Annotated in this window: 16 protein-coding genes; 1 reads left to right on the top strand and 15 read right to left on the bottom strand. The window is 63.9% G+C overall.

All coding sequences use genetic code 11. From position 1 onward, the window contains the following. Nucleotides 1-69 precede the first annotated feature (69 nt). The 9 genes from JT360_RS20805 to phnG form a co-directional block, all read right to left on the bottom strand. Complete coding sequence (locus JT360_RS20805; RefSeq protein ID WP_214473622.1) at nucleotides 70-780, bottom strand: DUF1868 domain-containing protein; 711 nt, start codon at nucleotides 778-780, stop codon at nucleotides 70-72. 86 nt (nucleotides 781-866) lie between these two features. Continuing rightward, nucleotides 867-1,484: a DapH/DapD/GlmU-related protein gene (locus tag JT360_RS20800; RefSeq protein ID WP_214473621.1), complete on the bottom strand. Its 618-nt coding sequence runs from the start codon at nucleotides 1,482-1,484 to the stop codon at nucleotides 867-869. Then, the gene (gene phnL, locus JT360_RS20795; RefSeq protein WP_214473620.1) at nucleotides 1,481-2,188 is read right to left on the bottom strand and encodes a phosphonate C-P lyase system protein PhnL; all 708 of its coding nucleotides are present in this window, start codon (nucleotides 2,186-2,188) and stop codon (nucleotides 1,481-1,483) included. Before phnL ends, JT360_RS20800 begins: the two co-directional genes overlap by 4 nt. A 211-nt stretch (nucleotides 2,189-2,399) precedes the next feature. Next, nucleotides 2,400-3,176: a phosphonate C-P lyase system protein PhnK gene (phnK, locus tag JT360_RS20790; RefSeq protein WP_015315654.1), complete on the bottom strand. Its 777-nt coding sequence runs from the start codon at nucleotides 3,174-3,176 to the stop codon at nucleotides 2,400-2,402. Beyond that, nucleotides 3,173-4,054, bottom strand: a complete 882-nt coding sequence (locus tag JT360_RS20785; RefSeq protein ID WP_214473619.1) for an alpha-D-ribose 1-methylphosphonate 5-phosphate C-P-lyase PhnJ — start codon at nucleotides 4,052-4,054, stop codon at nucleotides 3,173-3,175. The genes phnK and JT360_RS20785 overlap by 4 nt, the downstream gene beginning before the upstream one ends. Next, nucleotides 4,051-4,470 (bottom strand): FosX/FosE/FosI family fosfomycin resistance hydrolase, encoded by a 420-nt coding sequence (fosX, locus tag JT360_RS20780; RefSeq protein WP_214473618.1) that lies wholly within the window; start codon nucleotides 4,468-4,470, stop codon nucleotides 4,051-4,053. Before fosX ends, JT360_RS20785 begins: the two co-directional genes overlap by 4 nt. Next, nucleotides 4,467-5,579 carry a carbon-phosphorus lyase complex subunit gene (locus JT360_RS20775; RefSeq protein ID WP_214473617.1) on the bottom strand — a complete coding sequence of 371 codons (1,113 nt, stop codon included), beginning with the start codon at nucleotides 5,577-5,579 and terminating at the stop codon, nucleotides 4,467-4,469. The genes fosX and JT360_RS20775 overlap by 4 nt, the downstream gene beginning before the upstream one ends. Nucleotide 5,580: 1 nt before the next feature. After that, a complete protein-coding gene (gene phnH, locus JT360_RS20770; RefSeq protein WP_214473616.1) occupies nucleotides 5,581-6,192 on the bottom strand; it encodes a phosphonate C-P lyase system protein PhnH in 612 nt (203 codons plus the stop codon). Further along, on the bottom strand, nucleotides 6,192-6,653 hold the full coding sequence (gene phnG / locus JT360_RS20765; protein ID WP_214473615.1) for a phosphonate C-P lyase system protein PhnG: 462 nt from the start codon (nucleotides 6,651-6,653) through the stop codon (nucleotides 6,192-6,194). The genes phnH and phnG overlap by 1 nt, the downstream gene beginning before the upstream one ends. 132 nt (nucleotides 6,654-6,785) lie before the next feature. Here phnG and phnF point away from each other — a divergent pair, with 132 nt between their 5' ends. Then, nucleotides 6,786-7,538, top strand: coding sequence for a phosphonate metabolism transcriptional regulator PhnF (gene phnF / locus JT360_RS20760; RefSeq protein ID WP_214473674.1), 753 nt, complete (start codon nucleotides 6,786-6,788; stop codon nucleotides 7,536-7,538). A gap of 150 nt (nucleotides 7,539-7,688) precedes the next feature. On the opposite strand, the gene JT360_RS20755 is transcribed toward phnF, so the two are convergent. The 6 genes from JT360_RS20755 to JT360_RS20730 all read right to left on the bottom strand — a co-directional run bounded on the left by JT360_RS20755 (nucleotide 7,689) and on the right by JT360_RS20730 (nucleotide 15,333). Next, the gene (locus tag JT360_RS20755) at nucleotides 7,689-8,705 is read right to left on the bottom strand and encodes a zinc-binding alcohol dehydrogenase family protein (RefSeq protein ID WP_214473614.1); all 1,017 of its coding nucleotides are present in this window, start codon (nucleotides 8,703-8,705) and stop codon (nucleotides 7,689-7,691) included. Nucleotides 8,706-8,777: 72 nt separating this feature from the next. Then, nucleotides 8,778-9,746 (bottom strand): ABC transporter permease, encoded by a 969-nt coding sequence (locus JT360_RS20750; protein WP_214473613.1) that lies wholly within the window; start codon nucleotides 9,744-9,746, stop codon nucleotides 8,778-8,780. After that, on the bottom strand, nucleotides 9,743-11,296 hold the full coding sequence (locus tag JT360_RS20745) for a sugar ABC transporter ATP-binding protein (protein ID WP_214473612.1): 1,554 nt from the start codon (nucleotides 11,294-11,296) through the stop codon (nucleotides 9,743-9,745). The genes JT360_RS20750 and JT360_RS20745 overlap by 4 nt, the downstream gene beginning before the upstream one ends. A gap of 137 nt (nucleotides 11,297-11,433) precedes the next feature. After that, a complete protein-coding gene (locus tag JT360_RS20740) occupies nucleotides 11,434-12,429 on the bottom strand; it encodes an ABC transporter substrate-binding protein (RefSeq protein ID WP_214473611.1) in 996 nt (331 codons plus the stop codon). Nucleotides 12,430-12,765: 336 nt separating this feature from the next. Beyond that, a complete protein-coding gene (locus JT360_RS20735; protein WP_214473610.1) occupies nucleotides 12,766-13,764 on the bottom strand; it encodes an aldo/keto reductase in 999 nt (332 codons plus the stop codon). A 63-nt stretch (nucleotides 13,765-13,827) separates the two neighbouring features. Next, complete coding sequence (locus tag JT360_RS20730; RefSeq protein ID WP_214473609.1) at nucleotides 13,828-15,333, bottom strand: UxaA family hydrolase; 1,506 nt, start codon at nucleotides 15,331-15,333, stop codon at nucleotides 13,828-13,830. Nucleotides 15,334-15,558: the final 225 nt, after the last annotated feature.

The raw sequence follows: 15,558 nt of genomic DNA, 5'->3' as shown, positions 1-15,558 counted from the left end.
CTGCCATGTCGCCTCGATGTCAGTTTTGTTACGCTCCACAGGCGCTGCGCCATGCGCCTGTTTCGGCGATCAGCCGAGCACCTGCAATTCCTCGAAATGCTCCATGTCGCGGAAGCTGCAGAAGGCGGGCCCCTTGATGTCGATCAGCGGCGCCTGCCGCGCGAAAAGCGCCAGGCAATCGTCGAACAGCGCCTGCCATGCGGCCGCCCGGTCGTCGGCAAGGCGCTGGATCTGATAGGCGAAGGTGATGTGGAAGACGTAAGCGTCGTGATCAGGGTGGCGGTAGCCGAACGGCACCGCCAGGGCATCGCGCCATTCGCGCATGATGCGCACGTCATCGTCGGTCGCGCCGGCGACGGTAAGGCCGGTCGGCACGATTTCGACGACCTTGATGTTGAACGGGCCAGAGCCCTCGAAACCTTTCAGCCGTTCCAGATAGAGGCGGGTCATGGCCTCGATGCTGGTGTCGAGCGGCACGTCCTGCGGCCAGTAGGGCAAGCGGCGGCGATATTCGATGATGCCTTGGAACAGCGTCATGTGCAGGCTGGAGACGGGCGTGAAGGCAAGCCTGTCGGCATCAGGCATTGCCAGCATCCTATCGCGCACCGCGAGCACCACGGCCTGCGACGGCGAGCCGCTGACCAGGTGGCAGACGACGGTGTTGCCGGGCTCGCTCAGAAAGTTGCCCGACGTGTCATAGCGTGTGCCGAGATGCGCCGGAGCGGTCGGATTGGAGCCGGCAAAGAAGCCGGCGAGCGAAGGTCTGATTGTGTCGGCCATTGCGATCTCCAGGGAAAGACCGGGTCCTGCCTCCTTGATGTGTCAGGGATGTGAAACGGGCTCGCCCATGACGATGATGTGAGGGATTAACCCTCGTATCTTTCCAGGAACGCTTCGGCGGACAGCTCGCGGAAATCGTCGAGCGAGGCGCGCAGCCTAGCGTGGTCCCAGTCCCACCAGGCAAGCGCCTGGTAACGCTCGGCGGCGCGGCGGTCGAAGCGCTCGCGGATCGGCTTGGCCGGCACGCCGGCGACGATGGTATAGGGGGGCACGTCCTTCGATACGACGGCTCCGGCGCCGACCGCCGCGCCATCGCCGATTGTGACGCCGGGCAGGATGGTCGAGCCGTGGCCAAGCCAGGTGTCATGGCCGACGGTGACGCGCTTGGCACGGCGCTCTGCGAAGAATTCGCTCTCATGCTCGGCGTCGTCCCAATAGTCCGAGGCGCGATAGGTGAAATGGTGCAGCGTCGGCCGCCAGGTCGGATGGTTGGTGGCGTTGATACGCACTGCTGCCGCGATGTTGGCGAACTTCCCGATCGTCGTGCACCAGACGGAGCAGTCCTGCATCATGTAGGAATAGTCGCCAAATTCGCTTTCCGAAATCCGGCTGCGGTCGGCGATCTCGGTCCAGCGGCCGAGCGTCGAGTTATGTACCTCCGCCGTCGGATGGATCAGCGGCGTCTCCGACAATTTCCTGGTCATGCGGCGAGTTTTCCGGGGGCGAAAGCGGTGACGTCGATGATGCGGTCGGCAACCGCCTCACGCACATCGTGGTCGTGGAAGATACCGAGCAGGGCGACACCGGCCGCCTTCTTGGCGGCGATGAGTTCGATCACCACGTCGCGGTTGGTGGCGTCGAGCGAGGCGGTCGGCTCATCGAGCAGCAGGATCGGGTGCTCGGTGATGAAGCCGCGCGCGATGTTGACGCGCTGCTGCTCGCCGCCGGAGAAGGTCGCCGGCGGCAGCGCCCAGAGTTTTTCAGGCAGGTTGAGCTGCGCCAGCAAGGCACGCGCCTTGCCTCTTGCCGTCTCGCGGTTCTCGCCGCGCTCGACCAGCGGTTCGGCAACCACATCCAGCGCCGAGACGCGCGGCACGGTGCGCAGGAACTGGCTGACATAGCCGATCGTTTGCCGGCGCACGGCAAGCACGGTGCGCGGGCTGGCATTGGCGAGATCGATCAGTCCGTCCTCATGGTTGACGATGATCTGGCCTTCGTCGACGGCATAATTGCCGTAGAGCATCTTCAGGATCGAGCTCTTGCCGGCACCGGACGGGCCGCCGAGCACGGTGCATTCGCCGGCGCGGATCGAGAATGAGACGCCAGCGACAACAGGCAGTTTGATGCCGTCGCGCAGATGCATGGTGAAGCTCTTGGCGACGTCGGAAACAACGAGGGGGGTGGGCATCAGAAGGTCCTCCAACCGTCGTTGGTTCGCGGGCCAGCGCCCCCCTCTGCCTTGCCAGGCATCTCCCCCTCAAGGGGGGAGATTGGCAGCTTTTTCGTTGCGCCCGTTCTGCAACGTTGAAGAGTGGCGAAACCGAGAGCGACAGCTAATCTCCCCCCTTGAGGGGGAGATGGCCGGCAGGCCAGAGGGGGGTACGCCGGAGCACTCATCGTCAAACCTGTAGAATCGAGGAAACAAGCAACTGCGTATAGGGTGCGCGCGGATCGTCGAGCACGCGGTCGGTGAGGCCGCTTTCGACGACGCGACCGTCCTTCATCACCATCATGCGCTGCGACAGGAGGCGCGCCACGGCGAGGTCGTGGGTGACGACGATGGCGGCGAGACCGAGATCGGTGACCAGCCCGCGCAAGAGGTCGAGCAGGCGCGCCTGCACCGAGACGTCGAGGCCGCCGGTCGGTTCATCCATGAACACCAGCCGCGGGCCGGTGACGAGGTTGCGGGCGATCTGCAAGCGCTGGCGCATGCCGCCGGAAAAGGCGCGGGGCTCGTCGTCGATGCGGTCTTCCTCGATTTCGACGCGCGACAGCCAGTCGACGGCCGTGGCGCGGATCTTGCCGTAGTGGCGGTCGCCGACCGCCATCAGCCGCTCGCCGACATTGGCGCCGGCCGACACCGTCATGCGCAGGCCGTCGGCCGGGTTCTGATGGACGAAACCCCAGTCGGTGCGCATGAGGAAGCGGCGCTCGGCCTCGCTCATGCGGTAGAGCTCGCGAAACTGGCCGTCGCGCATGCGGTAGCTGGCAGTGCCCGAGGAAGGCAGCAACCGCGTCGACAGGCAGTTGAGCAGTGTCGTCTTACCGGAGCCGGATTCGCCGACGACGGCGAGCACTTCGCCCGGCCAGAGGTCGAACGAAACATTGTCGCAGCCGACGCGCGAGCCGTAGAATTTGGAGAGCGCCGAGACGCGCAGAAGCGGTTCGTCGGTCATTGCGCCGGCTCCGTAGTTTCTGGTGCCAAATGGCCACGATGGCCGTCGGCCCGCCGCTTCTCGCAATGGTCGGTGTCGGAGCAGACGAACATGTGGCCGCCATGGTCGTCGAGGATGACCTCGTCGAGATAGACGTTCTCGGCAGCGCATAACGCGCAGGGCTGATCGAAGGTTTGCACCTCGAACGGATGGTCCTCGAAGTCGAGGCTGACGACGTCGGTGAAGGGCGGCACCGCATAAATGCGCTTCTCGCGGCCGGCGCCGAACAGCTGCAGAGCCGGTGAGCGGTGCATCTTGGGATTGTCGAATTTCGGCGTCGGCGAGGGGTCCATCACATAGCGGCCCTCGACCTTCACCGGATAGGCATAGGTGGTGGCGATGCGGCCGTGCTTGGCGATGTCCTCGTAGAGCTTGACATGCATGAGACCGTATTCCTCCAGCGCATGCATTTTTCGCGTTTCGGTCTCACGCGGTTCGAGGAAGCGCAGGGGTTCGGGGATCGGCACCTGATAGACCAGCACCTGGCCTGCCGTCAGCGGATGCTCAGGGATGCGGTGGCGGGTCTGGATGATGGTGGCAGTGGCAGTATCGGTGGTGACAGCGACATTGGCGACCTTCTTGAAGAAGGCGCGGATCGAGACGGCGTTGGTGGTGTCGTCGGCGCCCTGGTCGATAACCTTCAGCACATCATCAGGGCCGATGATCGATGCGGTGACCTGGACGCCGCCGGTGCCCCAGCCATAGGGCATCGGCATTTCGCGCGAGGCGAACGGCACCTGGTAGCCGGGGATGGCGATGCCCTTGAGGATCGCGCGGCGGATCATCCTTTTGGTCTGCTCGTCGAGATAGGCGAAGTTGTAGGTGGCGATGTCGGTCATGATGCGACCTCAAGTCCCTTGGCGTAGCGCTTGAGCCGTTCCGCGAGCGTGCCTGTGTGCAGTTCGAACATGTGATTGTCGTCGTCGTAGAAATAGATCGAGCGGCCTTCACCCTCGACGCGTGGTCGCGGCGGGCGCATCTCCAGCCCAAGCTTGCCGACGCGTTCGGCGTAGCGGTCGAAATCGGTCTCGTCGATCTTGAAGGCGATGTGATTGTAGCTGCGCGCGGGCAGGGGCTCGCCTTCCATGATGGCGATCCAGATGTCGCCGATCAGGAAGAATTTTTCGCGCGACAGCGAGAATTGTTCGGTATCGCTGGCATAGACCTCGCGCGCATCGAAAACTTCGGTCAGGATCGCGGTCATCCGCTCCAGATCCCTGACGATGAAGGTGATGTGGGAGAGGCCTTCGATCATTCCGCAGCCTCCCTCTTCTCTTCGATCTTCGCAGGATCTTCTCGGGCCTCATATTCGGCGCGCATGCGGCGCACGAGGTCGAGTTCGGCCTGGAAGTCGACATAATGCGGCAGCTTCAGATGCTCGACGAAACCGGTCGCCTGGACGTTGTCGGAATGCGAGATGACGAATTCCTCGTCCTGGGCGGCGGCGACAATGTCTTCGCCTAGTTCCGAAGCGCGCAGCGCCCGGTCGCAGAGCGCCATGGCCATCGCCTTGCGCTCGCTCTGGCCGAAGACGAGGCCATAGCCGCGCGTGAACTGCGGCGGTGCCTTGGCCGAGCCCTTGAACTGGTTGACCATCTGGCATTCAGTGACCCGCACCGTGCCGAGCGGGGCGGCAAAGGGCAGTTCGGGGACGTCAAGCTCCAGCTCGACCTCGCCGATGCGGATTTCGCCGACGAAGGGGTGGTTGCGTGCATAGCCGCGCTGGGTGGAATAGCCGAGCGCTAGGAGGAAACCCTCGTCGCCGCGTGACAGCGCCTGCAGGCGGATGTCGCGCGCCATCGGGAATTCCAGCGGCTCGCGGGTGATGTCGCCGGGGACATGGTCCTGCGGCATCTCGCCATCCGGCTCGATCAGGCCTTCGTGGGCGAGGATGGCGGAGACGCGCGGCATAGCCTGCGCCTCGGTCTCGCGCCGCAGCGGCTCGGCGACATCGGCGCCGGCAGCAAGCTCGGGATCGAGCAGCCGGTGGGTATAGTCGAAGGTGGGTCCAAGCAGCTGGCCGCCGGGCAGGTCTTTGTAGGTGGCCGAGACACGCCGCTCGACCCGCATGGCGCCGGTGTCGATCGGCTTGCTGTAGCCGAAGCGCGGCAGCGTGGTGCGGTAGGCGCGCACGAGGAAAATCGCCTCGATCATGTCGCCGCGCGCCTGGACGATGGCGAGCGCAGCGAGTTCGCGGTCGTAGAGCGAGCCCTCGCTCATCACCCGATCGACGCCGAGTGCCAGCTGCTCGACGATCTGATCCAGGCGAAGTGCGGGCACCGAACGGTCGCCGCGCCGGCGATCGGCAAGCAGGCTGTGGGCGTTGGCAATCGCGGCCTCGCCGCCTTTTACCGCGACATACATCTTATGCCTCCATCGTCTTGATGCGCGTCGTGCGCGGCAGGCAGGCTATGCCTTCTGATGTGGCGAGGATGATGTCGACGCCACGCGGAAAGCGCTTGATGTTCTGCTTCCACTGTTCGACGAAGTGACGTGGCATCTGCGCCGGTGCGAGGGTGGCACTGGTTTCGATGCCGGGGCCCTCAAGCAAGAGCGGGGTGCCCGACACGAGATCGCTGACCTGCAGGATGAGCGTGGTCGAGCGATCGGGATAATCCTGGGTGCCTTGCGAAAAGCCGTCGAGCGCCATCATCTCGGCCGGGGTGGCGACAAACGCGAAATGCGCGTCGGCTGGCGTGTTGGCCAGCGGCGCGCCTGTGTGAAAGCCAAGCCAGGATGCGATCGCGGCGGAGGCGTGCAGGGCCGGGTCGAGCCAGAGCGGCGTGTCGGTGTCACAGAGCGCCAGCGTGATGGCGCCAGCGGTGGCCGAAAGCGGCGCTGGCGGGCGGGCCAAGGCCGGCCAAGGCTGCACGCTGCCCGGCCGCGCCATGGCGTCCATGATTGCACGAAACACGGTCTGGGCGTTGAAGACCGGATCGGCGAAACCGCCCTCGATCGATTGCGCTGCGATGTCCATCAGTCTTCTCCGCGAACCATGGTGAAGAAGTCCACCTTCGTTGCCGCCGTCTCGGCGTGGCGTTTTTCCTGGGCAGTCGTCAGGGCCGACCTCAAAGGCGCGATCAGCCTGGTCTCGACCTCGGTGCGGCGGGCCGGATCCTGCCACAGCGCGTCCGCGATTGCCGCCAGCTTCGCCTTCTGCTTGTCACGGCCAAGCGCGTAGCAATGACCGACCTGTCCGGACGGCAGACGAACGGTGGCGCGGGTGACGGTCGCCTCGCCGACATTGAACGGCGCGCCGTCGCCGCCGATGCGGCCACGCAGGGTGACCAGGCCGGTCTCGGGGCCGCGCAGCAGCTCGACTTGGGAAGGCAGGCCGGCTTCGTTCCACAGCCGGACGATGTCGTCGCCGCTCGATTGCGCCAGCGTTGCCATGGCGGCCTTGCGCTCGGCCTGGTCGCGGGCTTCCTGTCCTCGCATGGGCAGCATTCCTCTTTGCTAAATTTGTCTATTGATATAGACAACTATACAAATTATACTTATTATCTAGCGCGAGTCCATGACGGGTGCGTGACAACAGCCAGAAAGCTGGCGGCAAAGGCTGGGCAGGTCATGATCGGGCGACAGGAAGCCGACAGCATCGAGCGGCGCAGCGGCGTCTCGCTGTGGCGGCAGATCGCCGACAGGATCCTGCAGGCGATCGCCACCGGCGATTTCGCCGAGAATACGGCTCTGCCGCCCGAGGTGGCGCTGGCTGAGCGCTACGGCGTCAATCGCCACACCGTGCGAAGCGCCATATCGGCCCTCGTGCAGGAAGGGGTGCTGCGGGCCGAGCAGGGGCGCGGCACTTTCGTGCTGTCGCGCAAGCTGCTGTCCTATCCGATCGGCGCGCGCACACGCTTCTCGGCAGGTCTGCAAGGGCAGACGTCGGAACGGCACATTGTCCTGCTCTCTTCGTCGGTCGAGCCGGCCAGCCAGCGTGTCGCCGAAGGGCTTGGGCTGGCCAGGGGCGCCGAGGTGATTAGGTTGGAGACACGCGGCGAAGCCGACGGGCGGCCGGTATCACGTGCCGCCGGCTGGTTCGATGCCAGGCGCTTCGCCGGCATCGACAAGGCGATGGCCGAGACGGGGTCGATCACCGCGTCGCTGGCGCGTTTCGGCATTGACGATTATCTCCGGCAGTCGACCGTGCTGTCGGCCCGCCATGCCGACGCGGCCGACCTTGCCGATCTCGACCTGCAGCCGGGGGCCATCGTGCTGGTCACGGTGGCCGTCAACGTCACGCCGGACGGCCAGCCGATCCAGTTTTCCGAGTCTCGCTTTCCGGCCGAGCGGGTGGAGCTGAAGCTGTCGGTGAACAACTAGCCCCCAACGTCGTCATCCTATGGTCTGCGCCGCGTCGCTTCGCTCCTTGCTCCGCCATAGGACGAAGCGATTGATGTTTCGGCCAGTCGCCAAGGCATGCGATCTGTTAAAGTCCGCACGATCCGCCGAATTTCGTGTGGAACCGATATCTTACCCGATCTCGATCACGGCCTTGATCAGGCCGGATTTCTCGCGCGTCCAGCGGGCGAGATCGCGCGGCGTGCCGTCGAGCGTCGTGCGATGGGTGACGAGCTTGGCCAACGGCACCGCACCGTTGCCGATCGAGTCGGCGACATGGTCGAAGTCGGCGCGCAAGGCATTGCGGCTGCCGATCAGCGTCATCTCGCGCTTGTGGAATTCCGGATCGGAAAAGACGATGTCGTCCTTGACGACGCTGACCAGCACCAGTGTGCCGCCGTGAGCGACATGGGCGAAGGCAGACTGCACCGACTGGGTGTTGCCGGTAGCGTCGAAGACCACGTCGAAACCTTCGCCTGATGTCGCCTGCCTGACCAGATCGGGCACGGCGCCGCGTGAGCCGTCGAGGGTCTTGAAATCGAGTTCGGTTGCGGCGAAGGCGAGCCGCTCACTGCTCATATCGAGCAGTGTCACCTCGAGCCCGGCGATGCGGGCGAAGATGGCGGTGCCGAGCCCGATCGGGCCGGCGCCGATGACCAGCGCGCGGGCACCGGGATCCGCGCGCGCGCGCCGTACGGCATGCGCGCCGATAGCGAGGAATTCGACGGCGGCGGCGTCCGCGAGCGACAGGCCGTTTGCCGGATAAAGATTTTGCGCCGGGACAAGAATACGCTCGCACATGGCGCCGTCGCGATGGACGCCGAGCACCTCGATGCTGACGCAGCAATTCGGTTTGCCGTGCCGGCAGGCGATGCACTTGCCGCAGGACAGATAGGGGTTGATGACGACCGGCTCGCCAATGGCCAGGTCGACGCCTTCGCCGGTCTCGACGATCGTTCCCGACACTTCATGGCCCATGATGCGGGGATAGGCGAGGAACGGGTGCTTTCCTTCGAAGATGTGATAGTCGGTGCCGCAGATGCCGACATGGCTGACCGCGACCAGCGCCCAGCCGGCAGGGGGTGCTCCTGGTGCCGGGCGATCTTCCAGGACGAGCTCGCCGGGCGAGCGGCAGATGACGGCTTTCATGCTTTTATTCCAGTCGGTCATGAAGTCGCCGGCCCATCTTCATGCGAGCCGGCGATCGATTTCAGTGGCGGGTCATTTGCCACCGCGGCGGCGCAGGCCGTCGAAATAGACGATGACGATGATCAGAACGCCGGTGATGATGCGTTGCCAGAAGGCGTTGACGTTCAAGAGATTGGCGCCGTTGTTGATGGTGGCGAGAATGAAGGCGCCGAGCAGCGGGCCATGCACCGAGCCGACCGCGCCGAACAGCGAGGTGCCGCCGATCACCGACGAGGCAATCGCCTGCAGTTCCCAGCCCTCGGCCTGGGTAGGATTGCCGATGCCGATGCGCGATGCCAACAGCACGCCGACGAAGGCAGCGCACAGACCCGACAGCGTGTAGGCCATGTAGATGGTGCGCTGGACATTGACGCCGGACAGGCGCGAGGCTTCGGCGTTGGAGCCGACCGAGAAGAGATAGCGGCCCCAGCGGCTGTGATGCAGGAAGACGTACGCCGGGATGCCGACCAGGATGACCATCCAGAACAAGTTGGGGACGCCAAGGAAGGAGTTGCGCGAGAATACCTGGAAGGCATCGTTGTTGATCGAGATCGAGTTGCCGTTGGTCATCAGAAGGCCGATGCCGCGCAGCGATGTCAGCGTTGCCAGCGTGATGATGAAGGGCGGCAGTCCCATCTTGACGATGCCGAAGCCATGGAAGAGGCCGATGGCGACGCCGACCAGCAGCGTGATCAGGATTGCGAGGAAGACCGGTATGCCGGCATTGATCAGCATCGCGGCAATGACGGTGGCGAAGCCGACCACGGCGCCGACGGAAAGGTCGATGCCGCCGGTGATGATGACGAAGGTCTGGCCGACAGCCAGGATGGCGATCATCGAACCCTGGCGCAAGAGGTTGGAGATGTTGTTGGCCGAGGCGAAGCTCGATGTCGCCACTGACAGGATGACCCACAGGAGCACCAACAGCGCCAGCAGCGTCAGCCCGAACAGAGCGTTGTAGTTGCGCTTTGGTTTCTCGGCAGGAATCGCCTCGGTGCTCATATCTGTCCTCCCAGTTTTTCTTGTTTCTCGGCGAGCGCCTGAGTGAGAATTTCCTCGTGATCGGCGGTGCGGAACCCGTGTGTCGCCACCAGTTTGCCGCGGCGGAACACATGCAGCGTGTCCGCAAGTTCGTAGACCTCCGGCAGATAGGACGAGATCAGGATGATGCCGGCACCCTTCGACAAGAGCGCGCTGAACAGCCGGTAGATCTCGGCCTTGGTGCCGACATCGACGCCGACCGTCGGCTCGTCGAAGATGAACAGCTTGGCGCCGTGTGCCAGCCATTTGCCGATGACGATCTTCTGCTGGTTGCCGCCCGACAGGCTGGAGGCCAGTGCATTGCGCGTCGGCGTCTTGATCCTGAGGTCGGCGATCTGACGATCGGCCTGGGTCTTTTCCTGCACGCCGGAGATCAGCAGATTGTTCGAGATGCGCTTGTAGATCGGCAAGTTGAGATTGAAGCCGACCGGCAGATTGAGGCAGAGGCCCTGATCGCGGCGGCTTTCCGGCGCCAGCGCCATGCCCAGCCTGATCGCGTCGTGCTCGGAATTGATCTGGACGTCCTTGCCTTCCCACAGGATCTGGCCGGCCGATTTGCGGTGGCGGCCGTAGACGGTGGTGACGAATTCGCTGCGCCCGGCGCCGATCAGGCCGTAGAGTCCGACGATCTCGCCGGCGCGGACCGCCATCGAGACGTTTTCGAAGCCTTTGCCAGACAAGCTCTTCGTCTCGATGATCGCCGCACCCGGTGTGAAATGCTCCTTGTGGTAGATCTGCTCGATCGAGCGGTTGATCATCAGTTTGACCAGTTCGGCGTCGTTGGTCTCGGCGATGTTCCTGGTACCGACCAGCGTGCCGTCGCGCAGCACGGAGACGCGATCGGCCAGTTCGAACACTTCCTCCATGCGGTGGCTGATGTAGATGATGGTCACGCCTTCGGATTTCAGCCGGCGGATCAGGGTGAAAAGCTGGTCGGCCTCCTTGCGGGTCAGGTAGGCGGTCGGCTCGTCGAAGATGAGGAATTTGGTGCCGCGCACGGTGGCGCGGGCGGCGGCGATCAACTGCTGCTGGCCGATGGTGAGGTCGCCGAGCACGACATGCGCCGGCAGGTCGAAGCCGAGATCGTCGATGATCTTCTGTGCTTCCTTGACCATGGCGCGCTGCTGCAGGATGCCGAAGCGCGAATTCTCCTCGCCGAGGAACATATTGGCGGCGACGGTCAGGTGGCGGCAGAGCACGACTTCCTGGTGGACGGCATTGATGCCGAGCGCCATCGCCTCATGCGGGGTCGCAAGTGCTGCCGGTTTGCCTTCCCAGATGACCTCGCCTGAGGTGCGTGGCATGACGCCGGTGAGAAGCTTGATCAGTGTGGATTTGCCGGCACCGTTCTCGCCGACGATGGCGTGGATCTCACCCGCCTTGAAGGCGAGGGTCACCGGCTTCAGCGCATGGGTGCCCGGATATTTCTTCTCCAGCCCCTGTAGTTCCAGGATCGTCCTGCCGGGCTCCAGAACAGGGGCAGGGTGCAGGTCTTGCGCCGTCGATGTCATGACAATCCTCCCAATGGGCTTCCCAAACGGGCCTCCCAGATTGGCCTCAGCAGCCTAGCCCAGGCTGGCGGATTTCCAAGCGATATGATGTCGCTTCCGGGGCACGAGGCCCCGGAAACTGTGCGGCTGTACCGAGGTTACTTGAGCTTCGGATTGAGCAGCGCGTCGATCTTCGGCTCTTTCATGTTGGCCTTGGTGACGAGGTTGGCGCCGGTGTCGACATTGGCCTCGACCTTTTCACCCTTCGAGGCGGCGAGCGCGGTCTTGATGCCGTCATAGCCCATACGGTACGGATCCTGGACGACGAGGCCGGAAATGACGCCGTCATTCAAGAACTTGATCAGCTTCTCGTCGCTGTCGAAGCCGATCAGCCCAACCTTGCCGGCAAGGTTGTTCTCGGCGATCGCCTGGCCGACGCCCTGCGCCATGATCAGGTTGGACGCGAAGATGCCCTTCAGGTCCGGATTGGCGGTGATCAGGTCGGTCGCGATGTTGAGGCCGGTCGTGGCCTGGCCGTCGGCATATTTGTCGGCGACCAGTTCAAGACCGGGATATTTGGCCTTGAGCTGTTCCTTGAAGCCCTGGGCGCGCTGCTCGAGCGAGCCGGCGCCGGGCAGTGCCGTGATCAACGCAACCTTGCCTTCGACCTTGCCGCCATTGGCCGCGCCGATGGCCGCCGCAAGACCGTCCGCTGCGACGCGGCCGCCCTGGACGTTGTCGGTGGTCAGGAACGAGGTGAAGGCCTTGGAGTCGGCGCTGGAGTCGATGCCGATGATCTTGACCTTGCTCGCTGCCTCGTCGATCGGCTTGCCGAGCGCCTTGGCTTCCGTCGGCGCGATGACGACCGCGGCCGGGCTGCCGGCGACGGCGTTCTCGAGGATCGAGATCTGGCCGTTGACGTCGGTTTCAGCCTGGGCGCCGAGCTCAGGCACGTTGACGCCGAGATCCTTGCCGGCCTTGCGGGCGCCGGCGAGCACGATCTGCCAGTAGAAGGACGTGGTGTCCTTGACGATGATCGGAATGGTCACGTCCGCCGCCGAAACCGGCGCCGAATGCATGACGCCGGCGAGCATCGAGGCTGCTGCCAGCGCCATGACAGCGCGGCGGTTGAGAATGCTGGTCACGAATTTCATAGGATTCCTCCCTAAGTCGCCCGGTGAACGTTACGGAAGCTCCGTTCGGATAGGCGTGGCCCAAACAGAACTTTATCAATAAAAAACATTACGCTATTTTGATAGTGCATCGATCTGGACGATGCAAGCGGTGTTTCGCGCCTGACCTGCCATGCCAGACGGAGACCATTCGCACGTCGCTCCTCCCTGGACGCAATCAAACTCTCCCGTTCCGTTCCGAAAAGATATGGAATATTAATTCCATATCTTAGTCAACATGGAACATTCATTCTTTTTGTGGCGTCGCGGATTTGTGAAGTCGCGACTCCCATCAAAGCCTGCAGCATAGTGCCGGCTTCACGCCAGCTTCTGCACGACCGTGTAGGGACGATATCTGGCGTATTCCGTTTCCGGTACGTCGACATCGAGCAGTTCGAGATTGCGTGTCAGGTTCGCCAATTTTGCCGTGCCGGTCAGCACGGTGGCGACGGCTGGCTCGTGCAGGGGGAACTGGAATGCGGCCGCCGCCAGCGGGTAACCGCCTTCGCCGGCGATCTTCTCCATGGCGTCGACGCGGTCGAGCACATCGCGGTCGGCGGGCTGGTAGTCGAAATGCGCGCCTTGCACCGGCCCGGTCGCCAATATGCCGGAGTTGAACACGCCGCCGATCACCAGCGACGTCTGCTTGGCCCGGCACAGCGGCAGCAGCTCGGCTTCCGCGCTGCGATCGAGCAAGGAATAGCGGCTGGCAAGCAGGATGCAATCGAGCGGCGCGCGGCGCATCACGTCCAGGCAGATCTGGACTTCGTTGACGCCGAGCCCGTAGGCGGAAATCGTGCCGGCCCGCTTCAGCTCCTCGAGCGCCCTCAGCCCACCGTCCATCAGCTGGCGAAAGTGCAGCTTGGTCTTCTCAACGCCATGCGTGTAGACGCCGATGTCGTGCACATACAGAATGTCGATCTTGTTCAGGCCGAGCCGCGCATAGCTGAAGTCGACCGAGCGCATGATGCCGTCATAGGAATAGTCGTAGTCGAGCGCGAAGGGCAGCGGATCGACATAGGAGTGATCAGGCACCTGGTCCTCAGGCACCGGGCGGAACAGGCGTCCGACCTTGGTGGACAGCACATAGGAGTCGCGCGGCTTGTAGCGCAGGAAATCGCCGAAGCGCCGCTCCGACAGGCCGAAACCGTAGAAGGGGGCGGTGTCGAAATAGCGCAAGCCCGCCTCCCAGGCGCCTTGCAGCGTCTCCATCGCCGCCTCGCGCGAACAGGCGCGGTAGAGGCCGCCGATCGCCGCGCCGCCGAAACTGACTTCGGTGACCTCGAGCGCCGTCTGGCCGATGCGACGTTTCTCCATGCACAACCTCCCCGTTCCCAGCCATTGTCCGGCCCGGCAATTCTACCAGATATTCAGTTAACCTTAGAGCGTCGCGCCGAGATGCCAGGGCACGAACTCATTGTCGCCGTAACCAAAATCCTCGCTCTTGGTCTTGCGGCCCGAAGCCGTCTCGACGATCAGTTCGAAGATCTCGCGGCCCATGCCGGCGATGGTCTTTTCACCCGAGGCGATGACGCCGCAATTGACATCCATGTCCTCTTCCATCTGGTGATACATGGTCGAGTTGGTGGCGACCTTGATCGACGGTGTCGGCCGGCAGCCGAAGCAGGAACCGCGACCGGTGGTAAAGACGATGACATTGGCGCCGCCCGCGACCTGGCCAGTGGCCGAGACCGGGTCGTAGCCGGGCGTGTCCATGAACACCAGTCCGTTGCCGGTGACCTTCTCGGCATAGCCGAACACGCCGTTGAGAGGCGTCTGGCCGCCCTTGGCTACCGCGCCCAGCGACTTTTCCAGGATGGTGGTGAGGCCGCCGCGCTTGTTGCCGGGCGAGGGATTGTTGTCGATCGAGGCGCCATGCTTGGCGACATGGTCTTCCCACCACTTCACATAGCCATCGAGCTTCTTGGCGATTTCGGGCGTCGCCGCGCGATAGGCGAGCAGATGTTCGGCGCCGTAGATTTCCGTGGTTTCGGAAAGGATGCCGATGCCGCCGACGCCGGCCAATATGTCGACGGCCGCACCCAGCGCCGGATTGGCGGTGATGCCCGACATGCCGTCGGAGCCGCCGCATTGCAGGCCGACGACGATCTCGCTGACCGGGATCGGCTCACGTTTCAATTGGCCGACTTCCTCGGCGATCTCGGCCAGCACGCCCATCGCCTTTTCGACCGATTTGCGCGACCCGCCGGCGTCCTGGATGTTGAAGTGGCGCTTGCCGGCGGCCGCGCCCTTCTGGCCGTAGAGGGTGAGCTGGTTGACTTCGCAGCCGAGGCCGACCATCAGCACGCCGCCGAAATTCGGGTGCCGCGCATAGCCGGCGAGCGTGCGGTGCAGCACCATCATGCCGTCGCCGGTGGCGCTCATGCCGCAACCCTGGCCGTGGACGATGGGCACGAAACCGTCAATGCCGGGATATTTCGGCAGCAAGGTGCGGTTGGCGGTGTCGGCGATGGAATGGCAGACGGTGGCCGAGCAATTGACGCTGGCGATGATGCCGATGAAGTTGCGCGTGCCGGCGCGGCCATCGGCGCGGCGGTAACCCATGAAGGTGCGGGCGCGGTCGGCTTCGGTCGCGTGCTCGGCTTCGCTCGGCGGCACCACCGGCAATCGGCCAGCTTCGAACACCAGATTGTGGGAATGGACATGCTCGCCAGGCGCGATGTCCTGCGTGGCGCGGCCGATCGCCTGGGCGTATTTGACCACCGCTTCACCGGCGGCAATCGGCTTGATCGCCACCTTATGGCCGGGCTCGATGACAGCTGCGGCGAGTGCGCCGCCCGGCAGGGCGGTGCCGATCTCGATACGGCCATTGGCGACGGCGACATTGTCTGCGGGTGACAGAAGAATGGTGTTCGAGGCGTTCACGAGCGGTTTCCTGGGTGATCCTGGGATGCGCGGATTGACACGCGCCTGTTAAGAGTTAATGTCTTTTATCGTGAAAAAACAGTTTTGCGTCAATTGTTTTTTCGTCGGCGTTTAGCGTGTCGCCGGATGAGTGATGGCGCTGCAAACAATGAACCAACCCCCCGCGAAAGCGATTCCGGCTTTTCAAGTCGTGGGGATGCCATATTGCGCTTCAAGCCGGCCGCC

Source organism: Mesorhizobium sp. dw_380 (assembly GCF_018588885.1).
In the GTDB taxonomy this organism is placed as follows: domain Bacteria; phylum Pseudomonadota; class Alphaproteobacteria; order Rhizobiales; family Rhizobiaceae; genus Mesorhizobium.
This window is presented reverse-complemented; position numbering and strand designations above follow the sequence as displayed.

Bases quoted from the DNA above. Each gene is read 5' to 3' on its own strand.
- JT360_RS20775 (WP_214473617.1), bottom strand. From the start codon at position 5,579: ATGTATGTCGCGGTAAAAGGCGGCGAGGCCGCGATTGCCAACGCCCAC.
- JT360_RS20785 (WP_214473619.1), bottom strand. From the start codon at position 4,054: ATGACCGACATCGCCACCTACAACTTCGCCTATCTCGACGAGCAGACC.
- JT360_RS20740 (WP_214473611.1), bottom strand. From the start codon at position 12,429: ATGAAATTCGTGACCAGCATTCTCAACCGCCGCGCTGTCATGGCGCTG.
- JT360_RS20805 (WP_214473622.1), bottom strand. From the start codon at position 780: ATGGCCGACACAATCAGACCTTCGCTCGCCGGCTTCTTTGCCGGCTCC.
- phnG (WP_214473615.1), bottom strand. From the start codon at position 6,653: ATGCGAGGACAGGAAGCCCGCGACCAGGCCGAGCGCAAGGCCGCCATG.
- JT360_RS20750 (WP_214473613.1), bottom strand. From the start codon at position 9,746: ATGAGCACCGAGGCGATTCCTGCCGAGAAACCAAAGCGCAACTACAAC.
- JT360_RS20800 (WP_214473621.1), bottom strand. From the start codon at position 1,484: ATGACCAGGAAATTGTCGGAGACGCCGCTGATCCATCCGACGGCGGAG.
- phnH (WP_214473616.1), bottom strand. From the start codon at position 6,192: ATGGACATCGCAGCGCAATCGATCGAGGGCGGTTTCGCCGATCCGGTC.
- JT360_RS20735 (WP_214473610.1), bottom strand. From the start codon at position 13,764: ATGGAGAAACGTCGCATCGGCCAGACGGCGCTCGAGGTCACCGAAGTC.
- phnF (WP_214473674.1), top strand. From the start codon at position 6,786: ATGATCGGGCGACAGGAAGCCGACAGCATCGAGCGGCGCAGCGGCGTC.
- phnL (WP_214473620.1), bottom strand. From the start codon at position 2,188: ATGCCCACCCCCCTCGTTGTTTCCGACGTCGCCAAGAGCTTCACCATG.
- JT360_RS20755 (WP_214473614.1), bottom strand. From the start codon at position 8,705: ATGAAAGCCGTCATCTGCCGCTCGCCCGGCGAGCTCGTCCTGGAAGAT.
- phnK (WP_015315654.1), bottom strand. From the start codon at position 3,176: ATGACCGACGAACCGCTTCTGCGCGTCTCGGCGCTCTCCAAATTCTAC.
- fosX (WP_214473618.1), bottom strand. From the start codon at position 4,470: ATGATCGAAGGCCTCTCCCACATCACCTTCATCGTCAGGGATCTGGAG.
- JT360_RS20745 (WP_214473612.1), bottom strand. From the start codon at position 11,296: ATGACATCGACGGCGCAAGACCTGCACCCTGCCCCTGTTCTGGAGCCC.